A 22121-nucleotide genomic window follows, 5' to 3' on the forward strand; every position below is an offset into this window, starting at 1 on the left:
TCTGAGAGCGGCTCAGGGCTGCATCAGCACCTTGACCGCGCCGTCCTGCTTCTGCTGGAACATCTCGTACGCCTGCGGGGCCTCGGAGAGCGGCACCCGGTGGGTGGCGAAGTCGTCCACGCCGAGCGGGTCCTCGTCGGTCAGGTACGGGATGATGTCGTCGCTCCAGCGGCGGACGTTGGCCTGGCCCATGCGCAACTGGATCTGCTTGTCGAACAGCGTGAGCAGCGGCAGTGGGGCCGCCGTGCCGCCGTAGATGCCGGACAGCGAGATGGTGCCGCCGCGGCGGACCAGGTCGATGGCCGTGTAGAGGGCGGCGAGGCGGTCGACGCTGAAGCGTTCGGCGAGCGGGCCGCTCAGCTTGCGGGGCAGGATCGACGCGGCGTTCTGCACCATGCGCGCGGCCGCGCTGCCGTGCGCCTCGGTGCCGACGGCGTCGATCACGGCGTCGGGGCCGCGGCCGTCGGTCTCGTCGCGGATCGCGGCGACGAGTTCCTTCTCGTCGTCGAAGGACCTCAGGTCGAAGGTCTCCACGCCCCGTGCGCGAGCCCGGCGCAGCCGCTCGGGGACCAGGTCCACGCCGAACACCCGTCCGGCGCCGCGCACCTGGGCGACGCGGCAGGCCATGTCGCCGATCGGCCCGAGACCGAGTACGGCGACGCTGCCGCCCTGCGGGACGTCGGCGTAGGCGACCGCCTGCCAGGCCGTGGGCAGTACGTCGGAGAGGTAGACGAAACGGTCGTCGGACGGTCCCTCGGGGACCTTGATCGGGCCGTACTGCGCCTGGGGGACGCGCAGGTACTCGGCCTGGGCGCCCGGCACCGAGCCGTACAGCCGGGTGTAGCCGAACAGCGGGGCACCCATGCCCTGGCTCTGGACCTGGGTGGTCTCGCACTGGGTGGGCAGGCCGGTCAGGCACATCCAGCAGTTGCCGCAGGCGATCTGGAACGGGACCACGACCCGGTCCCCGGCCTGGAGGTCCGGGACGCCCGCGCCGACCTCCTCGACGATGCCGATGGGTTCATGACCGAGGATGTCCCCCGGGGTCATGAACGGGGTGAGCACTTCGTACAGGTGCAGATCGGACCCGCACAGCCCGCTGGACGTGATGCGGATGATCGCGTCCGTCGGCTCCTGGATCTTCGGATCGGGCACGGTCTCCACCCGCACGTCCCGCTTGCCCTGCCAGGTCAATGCCCTCATCGCCTCGCGCTCCCTCCGTAGCGTGCGCGTCGGTCGTACGGCCAGGCCCGAGTACCCGGGCACTCCGCGCTGAACCTTGAGCCGATCGGCGGACCCTGCGGAGACCCTCCGCCAGAAACGATCGTCTATGGCCGTCTCCGCACATATAAGAGCACAATCAATACAAAACGTTGATATGAGACACGGTGGACGGTGGTCATGGGACGAGGGGTGCGCGGACGGCGTGCGGCGACGACAGCGGCCCTGCTCGCCGCCACGATGACCGCCGCCCTGGCGGCGGGCTGTACCGGCGGGAGCGGCTCAGGTGACGACGGACGGGGATCGCCCAGCGCGTCGAAGCCCGGGACATCGCCGTCGGCGACCGGCGGCTCGGTGCTCGCGGTCAAGATCGACAACGCCCCGGCAGCCCGGCCGCCCACGGGGGTCGACGCCGCGGACGTGGTGTACGCGGAGCAGGTCGAGGGCGGGCTGAGCCGGCTGATGGCGGTGTACGCGACCCGGCTGCCGAAGGCCGTCGGCCCGGTGCGCAGCGCCCGCGAGTCGGATCTTGAGCTGCTGCGCCAGTTCGACCGGCCCACGCTCGCCTTCTCCGGCGCCCAGAAGAAGCTGCTGCCACTGATCGACAAGGCGCCGCTCAAGACGGAGACGCCGGGCAACGCGGCGGACGCCTATTTCCGCGCCTCCGACCGGCAGGCTCCCCACAACCTCTATCTGCGGCCCGGCAAGGTCATGCCCGACCCACCGGGCGAGGCCGCCCTGACCACCGGCTTCCACTACGGCTCCGCCCCCGCGGGCGGCACGGCGACGGCCTCGCAGACGGTGCGCTATCCGGCGGCGCGTTTCACCTTCACCTGGTCACAGACCCGCGACCGCTGGCTGGTCGGCATGGACGGCACCCCGGCGACGACGGCCGACGGGAAGCGGATGGCGGCGGCGACGGTCGTCGTGCAGTACGTGAAGGTGCGCCAGTCCGCCTTCCGCGACTTCCTCGGCAACAGCACGCCGTACACCGAGACGGTGGGCTCCGGGAAGGCGAAGGTGCTGCGCGACGGCCGCGCCTACGACGTGGACTGGAAACGTGAGAAGGCCATGGACGGGACGGCATTCACCACCGGCGACGGCACACCCGTGAACTTCGCGAAGGGCCAGGTGTGGGTGGTGTACGCCGAGGCCCCGTGACGGGCCCGCCCGCTTCAGCCGGGCGCCACCAGGGGCTCCCCCGGGTTGCGCAGCCCCTCGGCCGCGTCGGCCACCCGCCGGATGAGGTCGAAGAAGACCGTCCGCTCCTCGGCGGTCAGCGGGGCGAGGAACACCTGGTTCATCCGGGCGGTGCGCACGGTCAGTTTGCGGTGGGTACGTGCCCCCTCGTCCGTGAGGCGCAGCAGGAAGCGGCGGCCGTCCTCGGGGTCGCGGACCTTGTCGAGCAGTCCGCGCCGGCTGAGCCGGCTGATCACCTCGGCGATGGTGGACCGGTCGAGTCCCACCCGCTCCCCCACCGTGCGCTGGTCCAGGCCGGGTTCGGCGACGAGCGTGTTGAGGACCGCGAACTGGGGCGAGGTGATCTCCTCGGAGACCATCGTGTTCCACAGCAGGTAGTGCGCCTGCTGGAGCCGCCGGGCCAGGTGTCCTGGGTGGGTGGTGAGGTCCGCCGCCGCCATGTGCACCCCTCGGTCGTTTTCGTCGGTGCACTGAACAATACCCGGCCGCACCGGGACTGTCTGCCGTCCCTACGCGAGGATGAAGGCACATATACCGAGGTCTTGACGGCCCACTGTCCCGATGGCAGCGTGAGGGGAGCTTCACGGAAATACTCAGTGCCCTGACTAAATCACGGTCGGGACGCTCGGAAGAGATGGGGCTCTCGGATGGACAAGGTGGTCGCCACAGCCCTGGAGGCGGTGGCCGACGTGCCGGACGGCGCGTCGCTCGCGGTGGGCGGTTTCGGGCTGAGCGGTGTGCCGAACGTGCTGATCCAGGCGCTCCACGAGCGCGGGGTGACCGGAGTGTCGGTGGTCTCCAACAACTGCGGGGCGATGGAGTCGGGCCTCGCGGTCCTGCTCGCGTCCGGCCGGATCGCCCGGGTGACGGGCTCCTACATCGGCGCGAACAAGGAGTTCGCCCGGCAGTACCTGGCCGGGGAGCTGGAGGTCGAGCTGATTCCGCAGGGCACGCTGGCCGAGCGGCTGCGGGCCGGCGGTGCCGGGATCCCCGCCTTCTACACCCCGGCCGGGGTCGGCACCCAGGTCGCCGAGGGCGGGCTGCCGTGGCGCTACGACGGGCAGGGCGGGGTCGCCCTCGCCTCCCCGCCGAAGGAGGTCCGGGAGTTCGACGGCACCCCGTACGTGCTGGAGCGTGGCATCCGCACCGACTTCGCCCTGGTCCGGGCAGCGAAGGGCGACCGGCACGGCAACCTCGTCTTCAACAAGTCCTCCCGCAACTTCAACCCCCTCGCGGCGATGGCCGGGCGGGTCACGATCGCGGAGGTGGAGGAACTGGTGGAGCCCGGCGCGATCGACCCCGACGCGGTGCACCTGCCCGGCGTCTTCGTGCAGCGGGTCCTCGCGCTCACCCCTCAGCAGGCGGCGGACAAGCAGATCGAGCAGCGGACGGTGAGGTCCTGATGGCCTGGAGTCGCGAGGAGATGGCCGCGCGCGCGGCCCAGGAACTGAGGGACGGCCAGTACGTCAATCTCGGCATCGGCCTGCCCACCCTCATCCCCAACTACCTCCCGCCCGGCGTCGAAGTGGTGCTCGAGTCGGAGAACGGCATCCTCGGCACCGGCCCCTACCCCACCGAGGACACCGTCGACCCGGACCTGATCAACGCCGGCAAGGAGACCGTCACGGTCCTGCCGGGCGCCTCCTTCTTCGACTCGGCGCTGTCCTTCTCGATGATCCGGGGCGGGCACATCGACGTCGCCGTGCTGGGCGCCATGCAGGTCTCCGAGCGGGGCGACCTGGCGAACTGGGCGATCCCGGGAAAGATGATCACCGGCATCGGCGGGGCGATGGACCTGGTGCACGGGGCCCGCACCGTGATCGTGGTGATGACCCACACCGCCAAGGACGGCTCCCCGAAGATCCTCACCGAATGCGCCCTGCCACTGACCGGCAAGGGGTGCGTGAACCGGATCATCACCGACCTCGGCCTCCTCGACGTCACCGACGACGGGCTCGTCCTGGTGGAGACCGCGCCCGGTGTGAGCGCCGGCGAGATCGTCGCCGTGACGGACGCCGAACTCACCGTCCCGGAGGGCCTGAAGTGAAGGACGTCTACATCGTCGACGCGGTCCGCACGCCGATCGGCCGCTACAACGGCGCGCTGGCCACGGTCCGTCCCGACGACCTGGCCGCCCACGCCATCCGTGAACTCCTCGTCCGCACGCCCGCCCTGGACCCCGCGCGGATCGAGGACGTGTACCTCGGCAACGCCAACGGCGCCGGTGAGGAGAACCGCAACGTCGGCCGCATGGCCGCGCTCCTGGCCGGTCTGCCCACGTCCGTACCCGGCGTGACCGTCAACCGGCTGTGCGCCTCCGGCCTGGAGGCCGTGATCCAGGCGGCCCGCGCCATCGCGGTCGGCGACGCCTCGATCGCGCTGGCCGGCGGGGTCGAGTCGATGACCCGGGCGCCCTTCGTGCTGCCCAAGTCCGACAAGGCCTTCCCGGCCGGTCACACCGAGCTGTACTCCACCACCCTCGGCTGGCGCATGGTCAACCCGCGGATGGAGCCCCAGTGGACGATCCCGCTGGGCGAGAGCGCCGAACTCATCGCCGACAAGCACAAGATCGGCCGGGAGCAGCAGGACGAGTTCGCGCTGCGCAGCCATGAAAAGGCGGCGCGGGCGCAGGCCGAGGGCCTGTTCGACGGTGAACTGGCGCCCGTGACGATCCCGCAGCGCAAGGGTGAGCCGGTGGTCTTCGCCGTCGACGAAACGGTCCGCGCGGATGCCTCCCTGGCGGCGATGTCCAAGCTGAAGCCGTCGTTCCGCCAGGAGGGCGGCACGGTGACGGCGGGCAACGCGTCCCCGCTGAACGACGGTGCGGCGGCGTTGCTGCTCGTCGATGAGGAGGGGCTGAGGGCGACAGGCCGCGAACCGCTGGCGCGCGTCAGCGCGACGGGTGTCTCCGCGACCGACCCGCACCTCTTCGGGCTGGCGCCCGTGGAGGCGGTGAACCGCTCGCTGGCCAAGGCGGGCAGGGGGTTCGGCGACCTGTCCGTGCTGGAGCTGAACGAGGCGTTCGCCGCGCAGGTGCTGGGGTGTGTCGCCGAGTGGCCCGAGTTCGATCCCGCGATCCTCAACCCGCAGGGGGGCGCGATCGCGCTGGGGCATCCGCTCGGTGCGTCGGGAGCGCGGCTCGCCGGTACGGTGGCCCATCAGCTGGCCCGGCGTGGCGGTGGTGTGGGTGTGGCCACGCTGTGTATCGGGGTGGGGCAAGGGCTCGCCCTCGTTCTGGAGCGCTGAGCGATGCGCGCGGCCGCGGGCCGTGCGTGGCCGGTCGCGCAGTTCCCCGCGCCCCTTCGGGGCACGCCCCTCCCTCTGTCGACGACAACCGGAAGAACCTTTCAGGGACCGCCATGACTCTCACGCAACACGACATCGACCAGGAGATCGCGGCCGAGCGCGCCGCCTACGAGAAGCGCCTCGCCGACGGCGGGCCCGTCGAGCACCAACCGCGCCGCGACTACGCGCCGTACCGCTCCTCGGTGCTCCGCCACCCGAAGCAGCCGCCGGTCACCATCGACGTCAGCCAGGACCCGGAGCTGGTGGAACTCTCCTCCCCGGCCTTTGGGGAGCGGGACATCACCGAGATCGACAACGATCTCACCCGGCAGCACGACGGCGAGCCGATCGGCGAGCGCATCACCGTCTCCGGCCGCCTCCTGGACCGGGACGGCCGCCCGGTGCGCGGCCAGCTCGTGGAGATCTGGCAGGCCAACTCGGCGGGCCGTTACGCCCACCAGCGCGAGCAGCACGACGCCCCCCTGGACCCGAACTTCACCGGCGTGGGCCGCACGCTCACCGACGGCGAGGGCCGCTACCGCTTCACCACCGTCCAGCCGGGCCCCTACCCGTGGCGCCAGCACGTCAACGCCTGGCGGCCCGCGCACATTCACTTCTCGCTGTTCGGCACGGCGTTCACCCAGCGGCTCGTGACCCAGATGTACTTCCCCAGCGACCCGCTGTTCCCCTACGACCCGATCATCCAGTCGGTGACGGACGACGCGGCCCGGCAGCGGCTGGTCGCGACGTACGACCACAGTCTGTCGGTGCCGGAGTTCTCGATGGGCTACCACTGGGACATCGTGCTGGACGGCCCGCACGCCACCTGGATCGAAGAAGGGCGCTGACCTGCCATGACGAAGATCGACACCGGCCGGCCGGAGAGCGTGCTGCCCACCCCCTCGCACACCGTCGGCCCGTTCTACGGCCATGCCCTGCCGTTCCGCGGCGGCGAGGACATCGCGCCCCTGGGGCATCCGGACACGGTCACCGTGCACGGGTACGTCCTCGACGGGGAGGGCCGGCCGCTGCCCGACGCCCTGATCGAGCTGTGGGGACCGGATCCGGACGGCAACGTGCCGACGGCCGACGGTTCGATGCGCCGCGACCCGGCCACCGGCGGCTTCCTGGGGCGCAACGGCGTGGAGTTCACGGGCTGGGGGCGGATCCAGACCGATGCGAACGGCCACTGGTACGCCCGGACCCTGCGGCCCGGCGCGCGCGGGCGGAACGCCCCGTACCTCAGCGTGTGCGTCTTCGCGCGCGGGCTGCTGGTCCACCTGTACACGCGGATCTACCTGCCGGGCGACACGGCGGCGCTCGCCGCCGACCCGCTGCTGTCCCGGCTCGCGGAGGGCCGCCGCGACACGCTGGTCGCCGTGGCGGAGGGCGGCGGGACGTACCGTTTCGACATCCGCCTTCAGGGCGAAGGCGAGACGGTCTTCCTGGAGTTCCAGTGACAGCTGAGCACGGCGACACCGGTCTGCTCGCCCCGGGGTGGGCCGGCTCGGCGGCCTCCTCCGCCACCGGCGACCACGCGTACCTCTGGGCGCTGCTCGACGCGGAGGCGGCGCTGACCCGGGCTCAGGCCACGCTCGGGCTCGTCCCCGCCGAGGCGGCCACGGCGGTGACCGAGGCGGCCGCTGCCGGCGCCTTCGACGTGCGGTCCCTCGCCGAGCGGGCCCGCGCGGGCGGCAACCCCGTCATCCCCCTGGTCGCGGACCTGACGAAGGCCGTCGGCGAGGAGTACGGCCCCTACGTCCACCGGGGAGCGACCAGCCAAGACATCATGGACACCGCGACGATGCTGGTCGCCGCGCGTACGCTCGGCCCGGTCCTCGACGATCTGGGGCGCACGGAGCGGGCGCTGGCCTCCCTGGCCGCCGCGCACCGGGACACCGCCATGCCGGGCCGGACGCTCACCCAGCACGCCGTGCCGACGACGTTCGGGCTGAAGGCGGCCGGGTGGCGGTCGCTGGTGCTCGACGCGCGGGACCGGGTGCGGACCGTACGGGACGCGCTGCCCGCCCAACTCGGCGGTGCTGCGGGGACGTTGGCCGCCTTCGGGGCGTACGGCGGGAGCGATCCCGTCGAGCTGCCGGCGGTGTACGCCCGTGAACTCGGGCTGCGGGCGCCCGATCTGCCCTGGCACACCCTGCGGACACCGATCGCCGATCTCGCGGGGTGCCTCGCCCTCACGGCGGGCGCCCTCGGCAAGGTCGCCGTGGACGTCCTCACCCTCTCGCGCACCGAGATCGCCGAGGTCGTGGAGGGCAACGGCGGGGGCTCGTCCGCCATGCCGCACAAGTCCAATCCCGTACGGTCCACCCTCATCGCCTCCGCCGCGCGGCGGGCCCCGCAGCTCGCGGCCACGCTGTACGGGTCGCTGGCGGCGGAAGACGAACGTCCGGCCGGGGCCTGGCATGCGGAGTGGGAGCCGCTGAGGGACCTGCTGCGGCTGGTCGGCGGGGCCGCCCGGGACGCCGCCGAGCTGGCGGAGGGACTGCGGGTCAGGCCCGAGGCCATGCGCGAACACCTGGACCTGACCGGCGGGTTGATCGTCTCCGAGCGGTTGTCCGCCGAGCTGGCCCCGGTGCTGGGCCGGGCCCGCGCCAAGGAGCTCCTCACCCGGCTCGCCTCCGAAGGGCAACCGCTCGCGGAGGCACCCGAGCTGGCCGGCGTGGATCTCGATCCGGCCCATTACACGGGCTCCGCCGGAGTCCTCACCGACCGTGCCCTGGAGCGACGTTGACACTTCTGAACCATCATGCGGAAGGTCCCGCCTCCGCTCCCCCACTGCTGCTCGGCCCCTCGCTCGGCACCTCGTACGCCCTGTGGGACGACGTGGCACCCGAGCTGTCGATCACCCATCGGGTGGTGCGCTGGGACCTGCCCGGGCACGGCGGTTCGGCGGCCGGTCTCATCCGGGCGGGCGCGAGCGTCGGTGACCTCGCCGGGCAGGTGCTGGCGCTCGCCGACTCGCTCGGCATCGAGCGGTTCGCGTACGCGGGTGTGTCGCTGGGCGGGGCCGTGGGTCTGCATCTCGCGGTGCATCATCCGGAGCGCCTGACGTCGCTGGCCGCGATCTGCTCGTCCGCGCACTTCAACGGGTCCAAGCCGTGGGAGGAGCGGGCCGCACTGGTGCGGCGGGAGGGGCTGGCCGGGCTGGCGGACAACGCCGGCGCGCGCTGGTTCGCCGGAGACTTCACCGTGCCACGCCTGGTCCGCGACCACCGGGACGCCGACCCGGACGCCTACGCCGCCTGCTGTGACGCACTCGCCGCGTTCGACCTGCGGGACCGGCTGCCGGAGATCACCGTGCCGACTCTGCTGGTCGCCGGCCGGGACGATCCGGCGACGCCGCCCTCGCACCTGCGGGAGATCGCCGACGCGGTCCCGGGCGCGGCGCTCGTGGAGATCCCGGGCGCCTCGCACCTGGCGCCCGCGCAGTGCCCGGAGGCGGTGCTGGCCGCGCTGCGGGCCCACTTCGGCGAACCAGCCGGACGCGGCATGGCGGTACGGCGCGAGGTACTCGGCGACCAGCACGTCGACCGGGCACAGGCCCGGCAGACCCCCTTCACCGCGCGCTTCCAGGACTTCATCTCGCGCTACGCCTGGGGCGAGATCTGGACCGACCCGACACTGTCGCGCCGCGAGCGCAGCATGATCACCCTCACCGCGCTGGTCGCGCACGGCCACTACGACGAGCTGGCCATGCACGTGCGCGCGGCGCGGCGCAACGGGCTGACGCCGGAGGAGATCGGCGCGGTGCTGCTGCAGACGGCGGTGTACTGCGGCGTCCCGGCGGCGAACTCGGCGTTCGCGACGGCTCAGCGGGTGCTCGCGGAGGAGGACGAGGTCTCGTAGGCGCCGGAGGGTGACCCTGCCGGTCGTACGCTCGACGGCAGCTCGCTCCGGCGCGCACGGCGTGCCTACGGTGGGGGCATGTCCACCATCCTGATCACCGGCGCGACCTCGGGGCTCGGCCGGCACGTCGCCTTCGAGCTGGTCCGTTCCGGGCACGTCGTCCTCGTTCACGGCCGGGACGCGGGCCGTACCGAGCGGCTGGCCGAGGAGTTGCGCACCGAGGGGGACGCCGAGGCGTTCGTCGCCGACCTGGCCTCACTGGCGCAGGTGCGCGAGCTGGCCGGGCACGTCGCCGACGCGCGTCCCGAGCTGGACGTGCTGGTCAACAACGCTGGGGTGGGCTTCGGGTCGCCCGGTGCGGGACGTGAGCTGAGCGCCGACGGGCATGAGCTGCGGCTCGCGGTCAACTACCTGGCGCCGGTGGTGCTGACCCGGGCGCTGCTGCCGGTGCTGCGGGCGAACGCGCCCGCCCGGATCGTCAACGTCGGCTCGGCCGGCCAGGAACCGCTCGTCTTCGGGGACCCCGAGTTCACCCGCGGCTACGACGGTGTCTCGGCGTACTGCCGCAGCAAGTTCGCGCTCGCCGCGCATACCTTCGCCCTCGCCGAGGAGCTGGAGGGCACCGGTGTCTCGGTGAACGTGCTGCATCCGGCGACCTACATGGACACGGCCATGGTCCGTGAGGCGGACGTGACGCCGTGGAACACCGTCGCCGACGGGGCGGCCGGCGTGCTCGCCCTGGCCACGCGGGACACGGGGAGCGGCGTCTTCTACGACGGGACACGGCCGGGGCGGGCCCACGCTGCGGCCTACGACCCGGAGGTACGGACGCGACTGGCAGCGGTGACCGATCAGCTGGTACGGGCCTGACCGGCCGGCCGGTGCGGACCCGGCCCGGCCGGGGCGCTCAGCGCAGCCCGGCGCCCGTCTCCCGTTCCGCCCGCGCCCGCGCCGCCAGGCCGTCCGCGCCGCACGAGACCGCCAGGTCCAGGCCGCGGTCGAGGTCGGTCATGGAGCGGGCGGCGATGCCGTACTCGATGCGGGCCGCCGCGTGTTCGTACTGGCAGGGCGAGGCCTCCAGGTAGGTGACGGCCTGGGCGGCGAGCCGGACCGCGCGCTGGCCGGTCTCCAGGGCGGCGGCGCAGCGCAGGGCCTCCCCTATCGCGGTGTCCGTGCCGAAGCGCTCGGCCCGGCGCCGGACGTCGACGGAGAGCCGGGCGGCACGGGCCGGGTCCGCGGTGCTGAGGGCCCGGGCGAGATCGGCCGCCCAGGGGACGAGCACCGGATTGTGGTGGCCGCGTGCTGCCGCCGCCTTCTCGGCGGCCTCCAGTTCGTTGATGCCGTCCTCGGTGCGGCCGACGGCCAGCAGCAGCCTGCCGCGCACCGAGCGCGGGTCCGGCAGGACGATGGTGGACGGGTAGGGCGGGGCGAAACCGTGCCGTTCGGCGACCTCCCAGGCCTCCTCGACCCGGCCGCGGGCGAGCAGCGTGTCGACGAGGTTGCAGGTCGCGGACCAGTACAGGGGCAGGCCGCGGCCGACGCGCTCGGCAAGGCGCAGCGACTCGCGCAGGGACGCCTCCGCGTCCTTCAGCCGGCCCCGCCTGCGGTGACCGAGCCCCACGTAGGCGTGGGCCAGGGCGAGGTGGCCGCCGCTCCAGCCGGCCGTCTCGTAGGCGCGCAGGGCCTCGTTGTAGAGGGACTCGGCGCGGTCGAGGCGGTCGGTGAAGGCGTACGCGTTGGCCAGCATCAGCAGCAGTTCGATGCCCCACTCGGTGTCGGTCCAGCCGAGCCCGGGGGCCAGGCGGCCGTTGACGAGGGCGCGGTCGCACAGCTCGGCGACCTCCTCGGCGTTCTCGCCGTGCATCAGGGCGTCGAAGCCGCGCAGGATGAGCAGCGCGCGTTCGGAGTTGTCCCGGCCGGTGCAGGTGCTCGCGAGTTCGGCGAGCCGGTGGGAGCGGCCCGGTGAGGTGGCCTCGCCGGCGTGGAGGCCCTCCCACATGAAGTGCACGGCCTGGAGCCGCATCCGGGCGGGCCCGGGCTGGAGCCGGGCGGCCTCCGCCTCGACCGTGCGGACGGCCTCCTCCAGCTGGTCGTTGTGGAGCAGCGCCTGGGAGAGCCGGAAGACGGCGTCCACCCGCTGGTCCTCGTCGAGGCCGGGCATGGCGAGCGCGGTCCGCAGGTGGCCGATGGTGCGGGCGGGCGCGGTCAGGAAGGTGGCCTCGGCGAGTTCGTACAGCACGTGCGGGTGGGAATCGGGCCGGGGCGGTTCCTCCAGGGCGCGTTCCAGGCAGCGGCGGGCCGCGTCGGGGGCGCCGACGGCGAGGTGCTCGCGGGCGGCCTCGCGGAGTTGCCCGACGAGTTCCTCGTCGTCGTCCGGGTGGACCTCGATGAGATGGCGGGCGGCGGCCGCGGCGCCGTGCCCCTCGTCGGTGACGATCCGGGCGGCGATGCCGTGCATGGCGGTGCGCAGGGCGTCCGGGATGGAGTTGTAGACGGCGGTGGCGATCAGGGGGTGGACGAACTCCAGGTCGCCGTCGCCGCTGCGGCCGGTCGCGGGGTCGGGTGCGGTGAGGATGCGGGCGGTGCGCAGCAGTTCGGCGCAGCGGCGGGCGTCGGCGGGCTTGAGGGTGGCGAGCTTGGCGACCAGGTCGATGGAGATGCCGGTGCCGAGGATGGCGGCGGCCCAGGCGAACCTGGTCGCGTCTATACCGAGTTCCTCCAGGCGGGCGACGAGGCCGCCGCCGCGGGCCGAGCGGTTGAGTTCTCACAGTTCCCCGGCCCGCGCCTCGACCGGTTCGAGTTCGCTGTCCTGCACCTTGGCGAGGAGTTCGACGGTCTCGTAGGGGTTGCCGGCTGTGACGGCCCAGACCTCGCGGCAGAACGCGGCGTCGGCGTGCGCGCCGAGGGTGGCGCGGGTGAGTCCGGCCGTGGCGTCCGGGGTGAGGGCGTTCAGGGTCGTCACGGGGCCGTCCGCGGCCGCGGCGACGGTGTCGAGGTGGCGGGCGCTCGCGCCGGGGACGTCGTCGGGGCGGCGGGTGACCACGACCAGGACGGACGTCTCGTCGAGGCGCTCGGCGAACGCCGCGAGCCAGTGCAGGGTCTCCTGGTCGGCCCAGTGGGCGTCGTCGATCAGCAGGACCAGTGGCCAGTCCCGGCGGGAGAGCCTGCGCACGGCGGCCACCAGACCGTCGCAGACGCCCTGCGGGTCGGCCTGCCGCTCGCCGGGGTCGGCTATGCCGAGGGCGGGGCCGGCGATGTCGTACCAGTCGCCGAGGTACTCGCGGGCCTCCTCGGGCAGCATCGACACCAGCGCGGGTTGCAGTAACTGCCGTACGACGTTGAAGGGGACCGACCTGAGGGTCTCGCCGCCGCGCGCCGACCAGACCGTGCAGTTGCGGGCCTCGGCGATGCGGCGGGTTTCGGCCAGCAGCGCGGTCTTGCCGAGTCCGGCCTCGCCCCGGAAGACCAGCAGTCCGCCGGACGAGGAGCGGTCCGCACACAGACGGTCGAGCGCCCGTGTGACGGCGGCGACTTCCTCGTCGCGCTCCCACAGGGAAGCCGAGGCGGCGGCCGTGGGCCGTACCTCCGTCATCCCGCTACCTCCCCAAGTCGCCCGAACGACGTACAGACGTCGAGCGTATCCCTCCGATTGCCTGAGTGGAGGGTGGACCGGGCACCTGTTGCCGTGACGGGTGACACCGGGTGCGGCCGGACGACGCAGCCGGTCCGCCACCAGCCGTCTTCGGGCCAACACCCCACGGAGGTACGGAAAATGACGTCCATTCACCAGTTAGGGGAGCCACGTCGCGGCCGCCGGGCGCTGGTCGCGGGGTCGGTGGGCAATCTCATCGAGTGGTACGAGTTCGGCGTCTACGGCTACTTCGCGACGATCATCGCGGCGAGGTTCTTCACACCGGAGGGCGGCAGCGAGGCCGAGGGACTGGTGAAGACGTACGCGTCGTTCGCCCTGGCGTTCTTCTTCCGTCCCGTCGGGGCGGCGCTTTTCGGCCGTCTGGGCGACCGGTTGGGCCGGCGTCCGGTACTGGTCCTGGTGATCACGCTGATGACGGTCGCGACGACGCTGATCGGCGCGCTCCCCACGTACGCGCAGGCGGGTGCCCTGGCCCCCTGGCTGCTGACGTTCCTGCGGGTGCTCCAAGGACTGTCGGCGGGCGGGGAGTTCGGCGGGGCGGTGTCGGTGATGACGGAGTTCGCGCCGCCGGGCCGGCGAGGGCTGTACGGATCGTGGCAGTCGTTCACCGTGGCGCTGGGGCTGCTGGCCGGGGCGGGGGCGGCGGCGCTGCTCGCCACGGTGCTGACGGAGGAGCAGCTGGGCGCGTGGGGCTGGCGGCTGCCGTTCCTGCTGACCCTGCCGCTGGGACTGGGCGCGTTGTGGCTGAGGCTGCGGCTGGACGAGACGCCGGCGTTCGAGGCGGAGCGGTCGCGGGAGACCGAGACTCCCCCGCCGCGCGAGGTGGCGAAGGCCGTCGCGCTGGGCGCGGGGCGGATCATGGGCTGGGCGGCGGCCGGCTACACGTTCCTGGTCGTGCTGCCGTCGTATCTGCAGAGTTCGCTGGGCGCGACCTTCCAGCAGGCGCTGGTCGCCACCGTGCTGGCCAACCTGGGCTTCGCGGTCACGATCGTGCCGGCCGGGCTGCTGAGTGACCTGGTCGGGCGGCGGGCTGTGGTGCTGACGGGGACGGTGCTGGTCGTGGTCCTCGCGGTGCCGCTGATCGACCTTCTCCAGCAGTCCGAAGCCTCGACCACCGTGAAGGGGGTGGCGGTGTTCGGCGCGGGCTCGGTGGTGGGACTGATGGCGGGACCGGGTCCGGCGATGCTCTCGGAGATGTTCCCGACGCGGGTGCGCTACACGGGCCTGGGGCTCGCCTACGCGCTGTCCAACGCGGTGTTCTCGGGGTGTGCCGGGCTCGTCATCACGGAGACGATCGAGCGGACGGGGAGCGTGGACATCCCGGCGTACTACGCGGCGGCGGCGTGCGCGGTGAGCGTGCCGGCGCTGCTCACGCTGCCCTCCCGGAGGGTGCGCGGGGCGGAAGCGGTTCAGGAGAGGACTGGTTGAAGCGATGCGGGTGATCGGTCTCATGTCCGGCACGTCGTACGACGCCATCGACGCGGCGGCGGCCGATCTGGAGCTCGTCGGGGACAGCCTGGTGCTGAAGCCGCTCGGCATGGTGAGCGAGACGTACGACGGTGAGGTGCGCGAGCTTCTGGCAGCCGCCCTGCCGCCGGGGACCACCACGCTGGGCGAGGTGTGCCGGCTGGACACCCGGATCGGGCAGGCCTTCGCGGCGGCGGCGGTCCGGGCCGACCGTGAGCTGTGCGCGGGGCGGGCCGAGTTGGTGGCCTCGCACGGGCAGACCGTCTACCACTGGGTCTCCGGCGAGGCGGTCCACGGCACCCTCCAGCTCGGGCAGCCCGCCTGGATCGCCGAGGCGACCGGGCTGCCCGTGGTCGCCGACTTCCGGCCGCGCGACATCGCCGCCGGCGGTCAGGGCGCGCCGCTGGTCAGCCTGGTCGACCTGCTGTGGCTGCGCGGCCGGCCGGGCCGGCCCGTCGCACTCAACCTCGGCGGCATCGCCAACCTCACCGCGCCCGACGGGACCGCGTTCGACACCGGGCCGGGCTGTGCGCTGATCGACGCGGCCGCCCGGGGGTTCAGCGGCGGATCCCTGGCCTACGACGCGGACGGGGCCCTGGCCGCCCGCGGCCGGGTGCACGGGCCGCTGCTGGACCGGCTGCTGGAAGAGCCGTACTACGCGCTGCCCGCACCCAAGACCACGGGCAAGGAGCTGTTCCATCTCGGTCATCTGCGGGACGCGCTCGCCGGGTTCGGGACGCTGCCCGCCGAGGACGTCGTCGCCACGCTGACGATGCTCACGGCCCGGACGGTGGCGGACGCCGTGCGGTCCGTGGCCGCGACGGAGGTCATCGGCTCGGGCGGCGGGATGCGCAACCCCGTTCTGATGGGGATGCTCGGTAGTCTGCTGCCGGCGGTGGCGGTGCGAGCGTCGGACGAACTGGGGCTGCCGTCCGACGCGAAGGAGGCCTACGCCTTCGCGGTGCTGGGGTTCCTGACGCTGCACGGGCTGCCGGGCACCGAGCCGGCGAGCACCGGGGCCCGTCGTCCGAGCGTGCTCGGGTCGGTGACACCGGGCCGGGACGGGTTGCGGCTTCCGCCGCCGGGTCGGCGGCCGAGGCGCCTGCTGGTGGACTGACGCGTTACTCGACTCCTCTCATGCCTCTTTCACGCACGCCTCATACGGTGGGGGCATGACGCAGGAGACTCCTCCCGGGTGGTACCCCGACCCCGGACAGAAAAGTGACGGGCCCGCCACCGAGCGCTGGTGGGACGGCAAGGCCTGGACGGACCGCATCCGTCCGGTGTCGCCGGCCACCGCATGGGGTCCCCCTACGCAGGCCCCGACCACCGGGAACTCACCGACGGAGCCGCCCGCCGGCGACCGTCCGGCCCCTTCCGGGGACCCGGCCGACTCGGGCCGGCCAGGGGCCGAGGGGCATTCGGACCCGACCGGCCTTTCGGACACCACCGAACATCCGGGCATCGCCGAGAATTCGGTGCCTGCGGACCATCCGAGTACTGCCGGGCAGCCGGACACTGCCGGGCATACGGCCGCTGCCGGGCAGCCAGACACCGCCGCACAACCGGATATTGCCGGTCAACCGGATCCAACCGGACATCCGGGCGTCGTCGGACAGCAGGGCCCCGCCGGGCACCCGGGCGCCCTCGGACACCCCGGTCCCGCCGCATACACGGGCACACCCGGACATCCTGGCCCCGCCGGATACCCAGGCAGCACTGGACAGCCAGACCCCGCCGCACACCAGGGCGTTGCCGGGTATCCCGGTGCGGCCGGGTACCCCGCGTATCCCCCCGCACCTCCGGCCGGCCGGGGCCGGCGGCTGCGGATCGGGGCGGCCGTGGGCGCGGCCGTCGTGGTCCTCGCCAGCATCGGCGTCGGCGTGTACGCCCTGACGGACAACGGTGGCGGAGGCGGCGGTTCGGCCACTTCGCAGGGCCCCGGCGGCCCGGGCGGCCCGGGCGGAACCGGAGGCCAGGGCGGGCCGTTCGGCGGACCTGGCGGCTCGGGAGGCTCCGGCGGGTCCGGTGGTTCCGGTGGGTCCGGTGGCCAGAGCCCGTCGCCGCAGCAGTCCGAGCCGCCGAAGATCAGGAGCGGCTCGGTGACCGACGCGGTCTCCGGGATCAGCCTGCCGATCCCCAAGGGCTGGTACGGCCAGGAGATCAGGGCCGGTGCGCAGGTGACGTCCGACGACTCCTACAAGTGCCCCGGCGACACCTCCGCGACCTGCACGAAGGGCGGCGCCTACTCGGCACCGGCCCTGCTGCTCGGCACCAAGGGCGGCACCGCCGAGGAGGTCGCGAAGGCGGACATCGCGGCGAACGCCGAGGAGTCGTACGGCGGCAAGTCCTACGGCGGGATCACCTCGCACGACGTGCTGGACTCCAAGGCCGTGACCGTGGCCGGGCAGAAGGGCTACCTGGTGCGCTGGAAGGCCGTCACCAGCAAGGGTGCCGACGGCATCGTGGAGTCACTCGCGTTCCCCTCCCCCGCGAACGCGAAGCAGATGGTGATCGTCAGGTTCGGCGTCGACGCCGACCAGAAGGAAGCCGTCCTCGACGACATCGCCAAGGGCATCAAGGTGTCGACGGGCAACGGCAACGGCCAGGACGTCTGACGACGAACGACCCGCCGGACAGCGGTCGGCCGGGTGGGGCGCCCCCGCCGCTCACAGGGGCACCCCACCCGGCCGGGGGGTGCGCGCCGCCCCCGTCCCCACGGGTCGGCGCGGTCGGGTCACCGTCCGGTCATCCGGGGGACGGCGGCCCGAGTCTCATGTCAGGCCGAGTGCGGGCAGCACCGCGGCGTCGACGAACCGGACCAGGTAGTCCGGGTCGGCGTACTCCCCCTCCAGGACGGGCCGGATGCGCAGGATGCCGAACATCTGCGCCGGGATGTACTCCAGCGCCGGATGATCCGCGGGCACCTCTCCGCGCTCGACACCCCGCCGGATGATCTCCTTCAGCGCGGCGATCTCCGGCTCGATCAGCGCCTCACGCAGCGCGCACCGCAGCTCCGGGTCCTGCGTCGCGGCGTGGGCGAGCGCCTGGAGCAGCGGGGTGTCCCGGCCGGACAGCTCTCCCGCCGCCCGCGCGGCCTCGCGCAGGTCCCCGGCGAGCGAGCCGGTGTCGACGCGGCGTACCCGCCGGTGCGAGCGCAACGCCGCCGCCACGAACTGGGGCTTGGTCTTCCACTGACGGTAGAGCGTGGACTTGCTGCACCGGGTGCTGGCGGCGATCCCCTCCATGGTGACGGAGTCGTACCCGCACTCCCGGAGCTGTTCCAGCACGGCGTCGAAGAACTCCCGCTCACGCTCGGGCGTGATCTTGGAGCGGCGCGAGGAACCGACCGGCTCGGGTCGGTCCGCAGCCTGCGACGTCATGGGCGGTGCTCCCGGTTTTCGTCGGCGGCCCGGGAAATTCCCGGTCCGCGGTGTGTCGTACGTCTATCGATACGTCAGTGTACCGGTACGGAACCGTATCGGTACACTGACGTATCGGTACGCACTCGTACCGATAACAGCACCGTCACCGAAGGGGCCGGGGGATGAATGCCCGCACCGAGCCTGCGCCGGCGGGGTCCGACGCGATAGCGCGACCGCCGCTCGTCCGGGAGTTCCTGCTCGTCGCAGGGCTCTTCCTCGTCTACAAGTTCGGCCGGCAGCTGGCCACGGGACACACCGGCGAGGCCTTCCGCAACGCGCACCGCGTGTGGGACCTCGAACGAGCGGTCCATCTGCCCCGCGAGGGCGCGGTGCAGTCCCTGCTCCTGCACGGCGACGGCCTCGCGCACGTCGCGAACACCTATTACGCCACCGTCCACTTCCCCGCCACCGTCGCCTTCCTGGTCTGGCTCTACCTGCGCCGGCCGGCCCACTACGTGTGGGCCCGCCGGGTCCTGGCCGTCGTCACGGCAGCCGCACTGGTGCTGCATCTGCTGTTCCCGCTCGCGCCGCCGCGCATGCTGGCCTTGACCGGTCTGGTGGACACCGCGCGGGTCTACGGGCCGTCGGTGTACGGCGATCCCGCGACCGACTCCCTGTCGAACCAGTTCGCGGCGATGCCGTCGCTGCACTTCGGCTGGGCTCTGATGGTGGCGATCGGCCTGATCGTCGCGACCCGCTCGCGGTGGCGCTGGCTGTGGCTGGCCCATCCGCTGCTGACACTGCTGGTGATCGTCGGCACCGCGAACCACTACTGGCTGGACGCGATCGTGGCGACGGCCCTGCTCGGCCTCGCGCTCGCGGCCGTCGACCTGCCGCACCGCACGGCGAGCACGGCCGGTCGCGCGCAGGACAGGCTCGTGCCGGCTCCGGCCGAGGAGCAGACGCTCGTGGGGGCCGGCCGATGAACGCCGTGCTCGTCGCCGTCGCCCTGTCCCTCGTCTCCGCCGTCGCCTACGCGGCCGCGGCGGTCGCCCAGGAGCGGCTCGCCGCCCGCTCCCCCGGCTCGGGCACGCTCCGGCTGCTGACGAGCGGAGCCTGGTGGTGGTCGGTCGGGCTGAACGCGTCGGCCGCCCTGCTGCACGTCGTGGCGCTCCGGTACGGTCCGCTGACCGTGGTCCAGCCGCTCGGCGCGCTCACTCTGGTCGCGGCGGTGCCCCTGGGGGCGCGGATCGCCGGACGGCGGGTGCGCGCGGTCGAGTGGCAGGGCACCGCGCTGACGCTGCTGGGCCTGGGCGCGATCCTGGTCACCGCGTCCGGTCCGGCACCGGACGACGTGCTGAGCGTGCCCGAGGCGCTGGCGGTCGCGGGCGCCACCGCGGCGCTCATCGGGGTGCTGTCCCGGCCGGGCGCCCGCCCCGGGCTGCGGCACGCGACCGCGTCGGGGGTCGCCTCCGGGGTCGGGTCGGCGCTCACGCAGACCGTGACGGTGGCCGCGACGGACCGGTCCGGTCCGCTGCTGAGTGTCCAGGTGGTCGGGGTGGCGCTGCTCGTGGCGGCCTTCGCGGCCGGCGGGCTGCTGCTGTCGCAGACGGCGTACCGGGGCGGTCTGGGCGCCCCGCTCGCCATGGTGACGCTGGCCAACCCGCTGGCCGCGGCCGTGATCGGTCTGTCGCTACTGGGGGAGCGTCTCCAGGGCGGCCCGGCGGGCGTGCTGCTCGCGCTCGCCGGGGCGGGCCTCGCGTCCTGGGGCGTGGTGCTGCTCAGCCGGACGGCACCCGCCCCGGAAGCGGTGGACGACGACCATCCGGTGGCCGCCGTCCTGGCCCTGGAACCCGGGTCGGCGGCGGTCGAACCGGCGCTGGTGCCCCGGCCGCACGATCCGGGGCACCTCACTCCCGTTACGCGGTGATGATCGCCGGGTCGCTCACCCCCGGCTGCCCGTTCTCGACGTGCCCCGCGAACCGCCGCAGGAACGCCTTGTCGCCCTCGGCGGTGACGGTCAGGTCGTACCAGCGGCGGCCGCGGGCGAGGTCGACGGTTCGCCGTATCCGCGCGCCCGGGCGGACGGTCACGGTCGAGGGCCGGCCGCCGTAGCCGTCGGAGAGCTTCAGCCGGGCCGTGCCGGATCCCTGGTTGGTGAAGGTCAGTTCGATGTCGTCGCCGGTGTGGCGTGCGGTGACCTCGCAGCCGGCCGTCCCGTTCGAGCCCTTGAAGACGCGCACGAAGCCGTTCGGACCGTGCACGGTCAGGTCGTACGAGCCCCCGGAGTACGCTGAGTTCCAGGTGTCGGAGAGCGACTTGCCGGCCTCGGTGGTGTACATCCAGGGGCCGTCGGTGCGGTTGCCGGAAGTGATGTGGAAGGCACCGCCCGCCTTCGCCCCCGAGGCGAAGGTGAGGGTGAGCTTCCCGGCCGCCGCGTCGACCGAGGCGTCCACGTGCGGGGCGTACTTCAGGGGCCGGGAGCGGCGCAGGCCGCGCTCCTGGCGGGGCATGCGCGGGTCGGCGGGCGGAGTCGGCTTGTAGTCCGGGTGGCGCTCTCGGTCCTGCGGCTGGTACTCGTCGGTACCCGGCAGCGGGGCCGGACGCGCGTCCTTGCGGGAGAAGTCGAACGCGGCCGTCAGGTCACCGCAGACGGCCCGTCGCCACGGCGAGATGTTGGTCTCGCGCACGCCGAAGCGGCGCTCCATGAACCGCAGGATCGAGGTGTGGTCGAGGGTCTCCGAGCAGACGTAGCCGCCCTTGCTCCACGGCGAGACGACCAGCATCGGCACGCGGGGGCCGAGGCCGTAGGGGCCGGCCGTGTTCTTGCCGTCGCCGGGGAAGAGGTCGAGGGAGACGTCGACGGTGGACAGCCCTCGGGAGGCGTCCTTCGGGGGCAGCGGCGGCACCACGTGGTCGAAGAAGCCGTCGTTCTCGTCATAGGTGATGAACAGGGCGGTCTTCGACCAGACCTCCGGGTTGGAGGTGAGCGCGTCGAGGACCTGCGCGATGTACCAGGCGCCGTAGTTCGAGGGCCAGTTGGAGTGCTCGGAGAAGGCCTCGGGGGCGGCGATCCAGGAGATCTGCGGCAGCTTGCCGGCCTTCACGTCCGCCTTCAGCACATCGAAGTAACCGTCGCCGGCCTTGGCGTTCGTGCCGGTGCGGGCCTTGTCGTACCAGGGGTCGCCGGGCTTCGCGTCACGGTACTTGTTGAAGTAGAGCAGCGAGTTGTCGCCGTAGTTGCCGCGGTAGGCGTCCTCGATCCAGCCCCAGGAGCCCTTGGCGTCGAGGCCGTCGCCGATGTCCTGGTAGACCTTCCAGGAGATGCCCGCCTGCTCCAGGCGCTCGGGGTAGGTCGTCCAGCCGTAGCCGAGCTCGTCGTTGCCGAGGACCGGACCGCCGCCGGTGCCGTCGTTGCCCGTGCACCCGGACCACATGTAGTAGCGGTTCGGGTCCGTGGAGCCGATGAACGAGCAGTGGTAGGCGTCGCAGACGGTGAAGGCGTCGGCGAGGGCGTAGTGGAAGGGGATGTCCTCACGGGTGAGGTACGCCATGGTCGTGGTGCCCTTGGCGGGCACCCACCGGTCGTACTTGCCGCCGCGGTAGGCCTGGTGGCCGTCGGGCCAGGAGTGCGGCAGGCCCTCCAGGAACTGCATGCCGAGGTCGTCGGCGTCCGGGTGGAACGGCAGGATCTCCTTGCCGTCCTTCTCCTGGTGCCAGACCGGCTTGCCGTTGCCGAGGGTGACCGGGCGGGGGTCGCCGAAGCCGCGGACCCCTCTCAGGGTGCCGAAGTAGTGGTCGAAGGAACGGTTCTCCTGCATCAGGACGACGATGTGCTCGACGTCCTCGATCGACCCGGTGCGGTGGTTCGCCGGGAGCGCGGCGGCGCGCTGGATGCTGGCGGACAGAGCGCTGAAGGCCGTGGTGGCCCCCGCGAGTTGAAGAAAGCGGCGCCGGTTTACTTCGGACATGTAGGACAGACCTCTCATCCTGAGGTGCGGGATGGCCGGAACGTGACGGAATCTGCGCGGAAGGAGTGTTTCAGGGACACCAAACGCCAAGGA

Annotated in this window: 18 protein-coding genes and 2 pseudogenes; 15 read left to right on the forward strand and 5 right to left on the reverse strand. The window is 72.8% G+C overall.

Annotation, left to right across the window (positions count from 1 at the left end):
* Window positions 1–12 precede the first annotated feature (12 nt).
* Window positions 13–1203 (reverse strand): zinc-dependent alcohol dehydrogenase, encoded by a 1191-nt coding sequence (locus ABZ016_RS08345; RefSeq protein WP_356915745.1) that lies wholly within the window; start codon window positions 1201–1203, stop codon window positions 13–15.
* Window positions 1204–1401: 198 nt separating this feature from the next.
* On the opposite strand from ABZ016_RS08345, the gene ABZ016_RS08350 reads away from it, so the two are divergent.
* Window positions 1402–2382, forward strand: coding sequence for a DUF3048 domain-containing protein (locus ABZ016_RS08350; protein WP_356915746.1), 981 nt, complete (start codon window positions 1402–1404; stop codon window positions 2380–2382).
* 14 nt (window positions 2383–2396) lie between these two features.
* On the opposite strand, the gene ABZ016_RS08355 is transcribed toward ABZ016_RS08350, so the two are convergent.
* Entirely contained in the window at window positions 2397–2861 is a 465-nt protein-coding gene (locus tag ABZ016_RS08355; protein ID WP_356915747.1) for a MarR family transcriptional regulator, read from the reverse strand.
* A gap of 207 nt (window positions 2862–3068) precedes the next feature.
* Here ABZ016_RS08355 and ABZ016_RS08360 point away from each other — a divergent pair, with 207 nt between their 5' ends.
* The 8 genes from ABZ016_RS08360 to ABZ016_RS08395 all read left to right on the forward strand — a co-directional run bounded on the left by ABZ016_RS08360 (window position 3069) and on the right by ABZ016_RS08395 (window position 10443).
* Entirely contained in the window at window positions 3069–3824 is a 756-nt protein-coding gene (locus ABZ016_RS08360) for a CoA transferase subunit A (RefSeq protein ID WP_356915748.1), read from the forward strand.
* On the forward strand, window positions 3824–4468 hold the full coding sequence (locus ABZ016_RS08365) for a CoA transferase subunit B (protein ID WP_356915749.1): 645 nt from the start codon (window positions 3824–3826) through the stop codon (window positions 4466–4468). The genes ABZ016_RS08360 and ABZ016_RS08365 overlap by 1 nt, the downstream gene beginning before the upstream one ends.
* Entirely contained in the window at window positions 4465–5667 is a 1203-nt protein-coding gene (locus ABZ016_RS08370; RefSeq protein ID WP_356915750.1) for an acetyl-CoA C-acyltransferase, read from the forward strand. Before ABZ016_RS08365 ends, ABZ016_RS08370 begins: the two co-directional genes overlap by 4 nt.
* 113 nt (window positions 5668–5780) lie before the next feature.
* A complete protein-coding gene (gene pcaH, locus ABZ016_RS08375; RefSeq protein WP_356915751.1) occupies window positions 5781–6554 on the forward strand; it encodes a protocatechuate 3,4-dioxygenase subunit beta in 774 nt (257 codons plus the stop codon).
* 6 nt (window positions 6555–6560) lie between these two features.
* A complete protein-coding gene (pcaG, locus tag ABZ016_RS08380; protein ID WP_356915752.1) occupies window positions 6561–7166 on the forward strand; it encodes a protocatechuate 3,4-dioxygenase subunit alpha in 606 nt (201 codons plus the stop codon).
* Entirely contained in the window at window positions 7163–8458 is a 1296-nt protein-coding gene (gene pcaB, locus ABZ016_RS08385) for a 3-carboxy-cis,cis-muconate cycloisomerase (protein ID WP_356915753.1), read from the forward strand. The genes pcaG and pcaB overlap by 4 nt, the downstream gene beginning before the upstream one ends.
* Window positions 8455–9573: a 3-oxoadipate enol-lactonase gene (gene pcaD / locus ABZ016_RS08390; RefSeq protein WP_356915754.1), complete on the forward strand. Its 1119-nt coding sequence runs from the start codon at window positions 8455–8457 to the stop codon at window positions 9571–9573. Before pcaB ends, pcaD begins: the two co-directional genes overlap by 4 nt.
* A 78-nt stretch (window positions 9574–9651) precedes the next feature.
* Complete coding sequence (locus tag ABZ016_RS08395; RefSeq protein WP_356915755.1) at window positions 9652–10443, forward strand: SDR family NAD(P)-dependent oxidoreductase; 792 nt, start codon at window positions 9652–9654, stop codon at window positions 10441–10443.
* Between the two features lie 37 nt (window positions 10444–10480).
* On the opposite strand, the pseudogene ABZ016_RS08400 reads toward ABZ016_RS08395, so the two are convergent.
* Window positions 10481–13165, reverse strand: a pseudogene (locus ABZ016_RS08400) (AAA family ATPase).
* Between the two features lie 180 nt (window positions 13166–13345).
* Between ABZ016_RS08400 and ABZ016_RS08405 the strand changes: the two are divergent.
* From ABZ016_RS08405 to ABZ016_RS08420, 4 genes and pseudogenes are all read left to right on the forward strand, one after another.
* A complete protein-coding gene (locus ABZ016_RS08405) occupies window positions 13346–14653 on the forward strand; it encodes an MFS transporter (protein ID WP_356915756.1) in 1308 nt (435 codons plus the stop codon).
* Between the two features lie 4 nt (window positions 14654–14657).
* Window positions 14658–15809, forward strand: a complete 1152-nt coding sequence (locus ABZ016_RS08410; protein WP_356915757.1) for an anhydro-N-acetylmuramic acid kinase — start codon at window positions 14658–14660, stop codon at window positions 15807–15809.
* A gap of 55 nt (window positions 15810–15864) precedes the next feature.
* Window positions 15865–15984, forward strand: a pseudogene (locus ABZ016_RS08415) (DUF2510 domain-containing protein); the annotation flags it as partial.
* Between the two features lie 171 nt (window positions 15985–16155).
* Window positions 16156–17310: a hypothetical protein gene (locus ABZ016_RS08420; RefSeq protein WP_356915941.1), complete on the forward strand. Its 1155-nt coding sequence runs from the start codon at window positions 16156–16158 to the stop codon at window positions 17308–17310.
* A 156-nt stretch (window positions 17311–17466) separates the two neighbouring features.
* Here ABZ016_RS08420 and ABZ016_RS08425 read toward each other — a convergent pair whose 3' ends face one another.
* Window positions 17467–18075, reverse strand: a complete 609-nt coding sequence (locus tag ABZ016_RS08425) for a TetR/AcrR family transcriptional regulator (RefSeq protein WP_356915758.1) — start codon at window positions 18073–18075, stop codon at window positions 17467–17469.
* A gap of 164 nt (window positions 18076–18239) precedes the next feature.
* On the opposite strand from ABZ016_RS08425, the gene ABZ016_RS08430 reads away from it, so the two are divergent.
* A complete protein-coding gene (locus ABZ016_RS08430; RefSeq protein WP_356915759.1) occupies window positions 18240–19043 on the forward strand; it encodes a phosphatase PAP2 family protein in 804 nt (267 codons plus the stop codon).
* Entirely contained in the window at window positions 19040–19987 is a 948-nt protein-coding gene (locus ABZ016_RS08435) for a hypothetical protein (RefSeq protein ID WP_356915760.1), read from the forward strand. Before ABZ016_RS08430 ends, ABZ016_RS08435 begins: the two co-directional genes overlap by 4 nt.
* Here ABZ016_RS08435 and ABZ016_RS08440 read toward each other — a convergent pair.
* A complete protein-coding gene (locus ABZ016_RS08440) occupies window positions 19977–22028 on the reverse strand; it encodes a phosphocholine-specific phospholipase C (protein WP_356915761.1) in 2052 nt (683 codons plus the stop codon). The two genes, ABZ016_RS08435 and ABZ016_RS08440, sit on opposite strands and share 11 nt — an antisense overlap.
* Window positions 22029–22121 lie beyond the last annotated feature (93 nt).

It is taken from the genome of Streptomyces sp. NPDC006372, assembly GCF_040612515.1.
GTDB lineage: Bacteria > Actinomycetota > Actinomycetes > Streptomycetales > Streptomycetaceae > Streptomyces.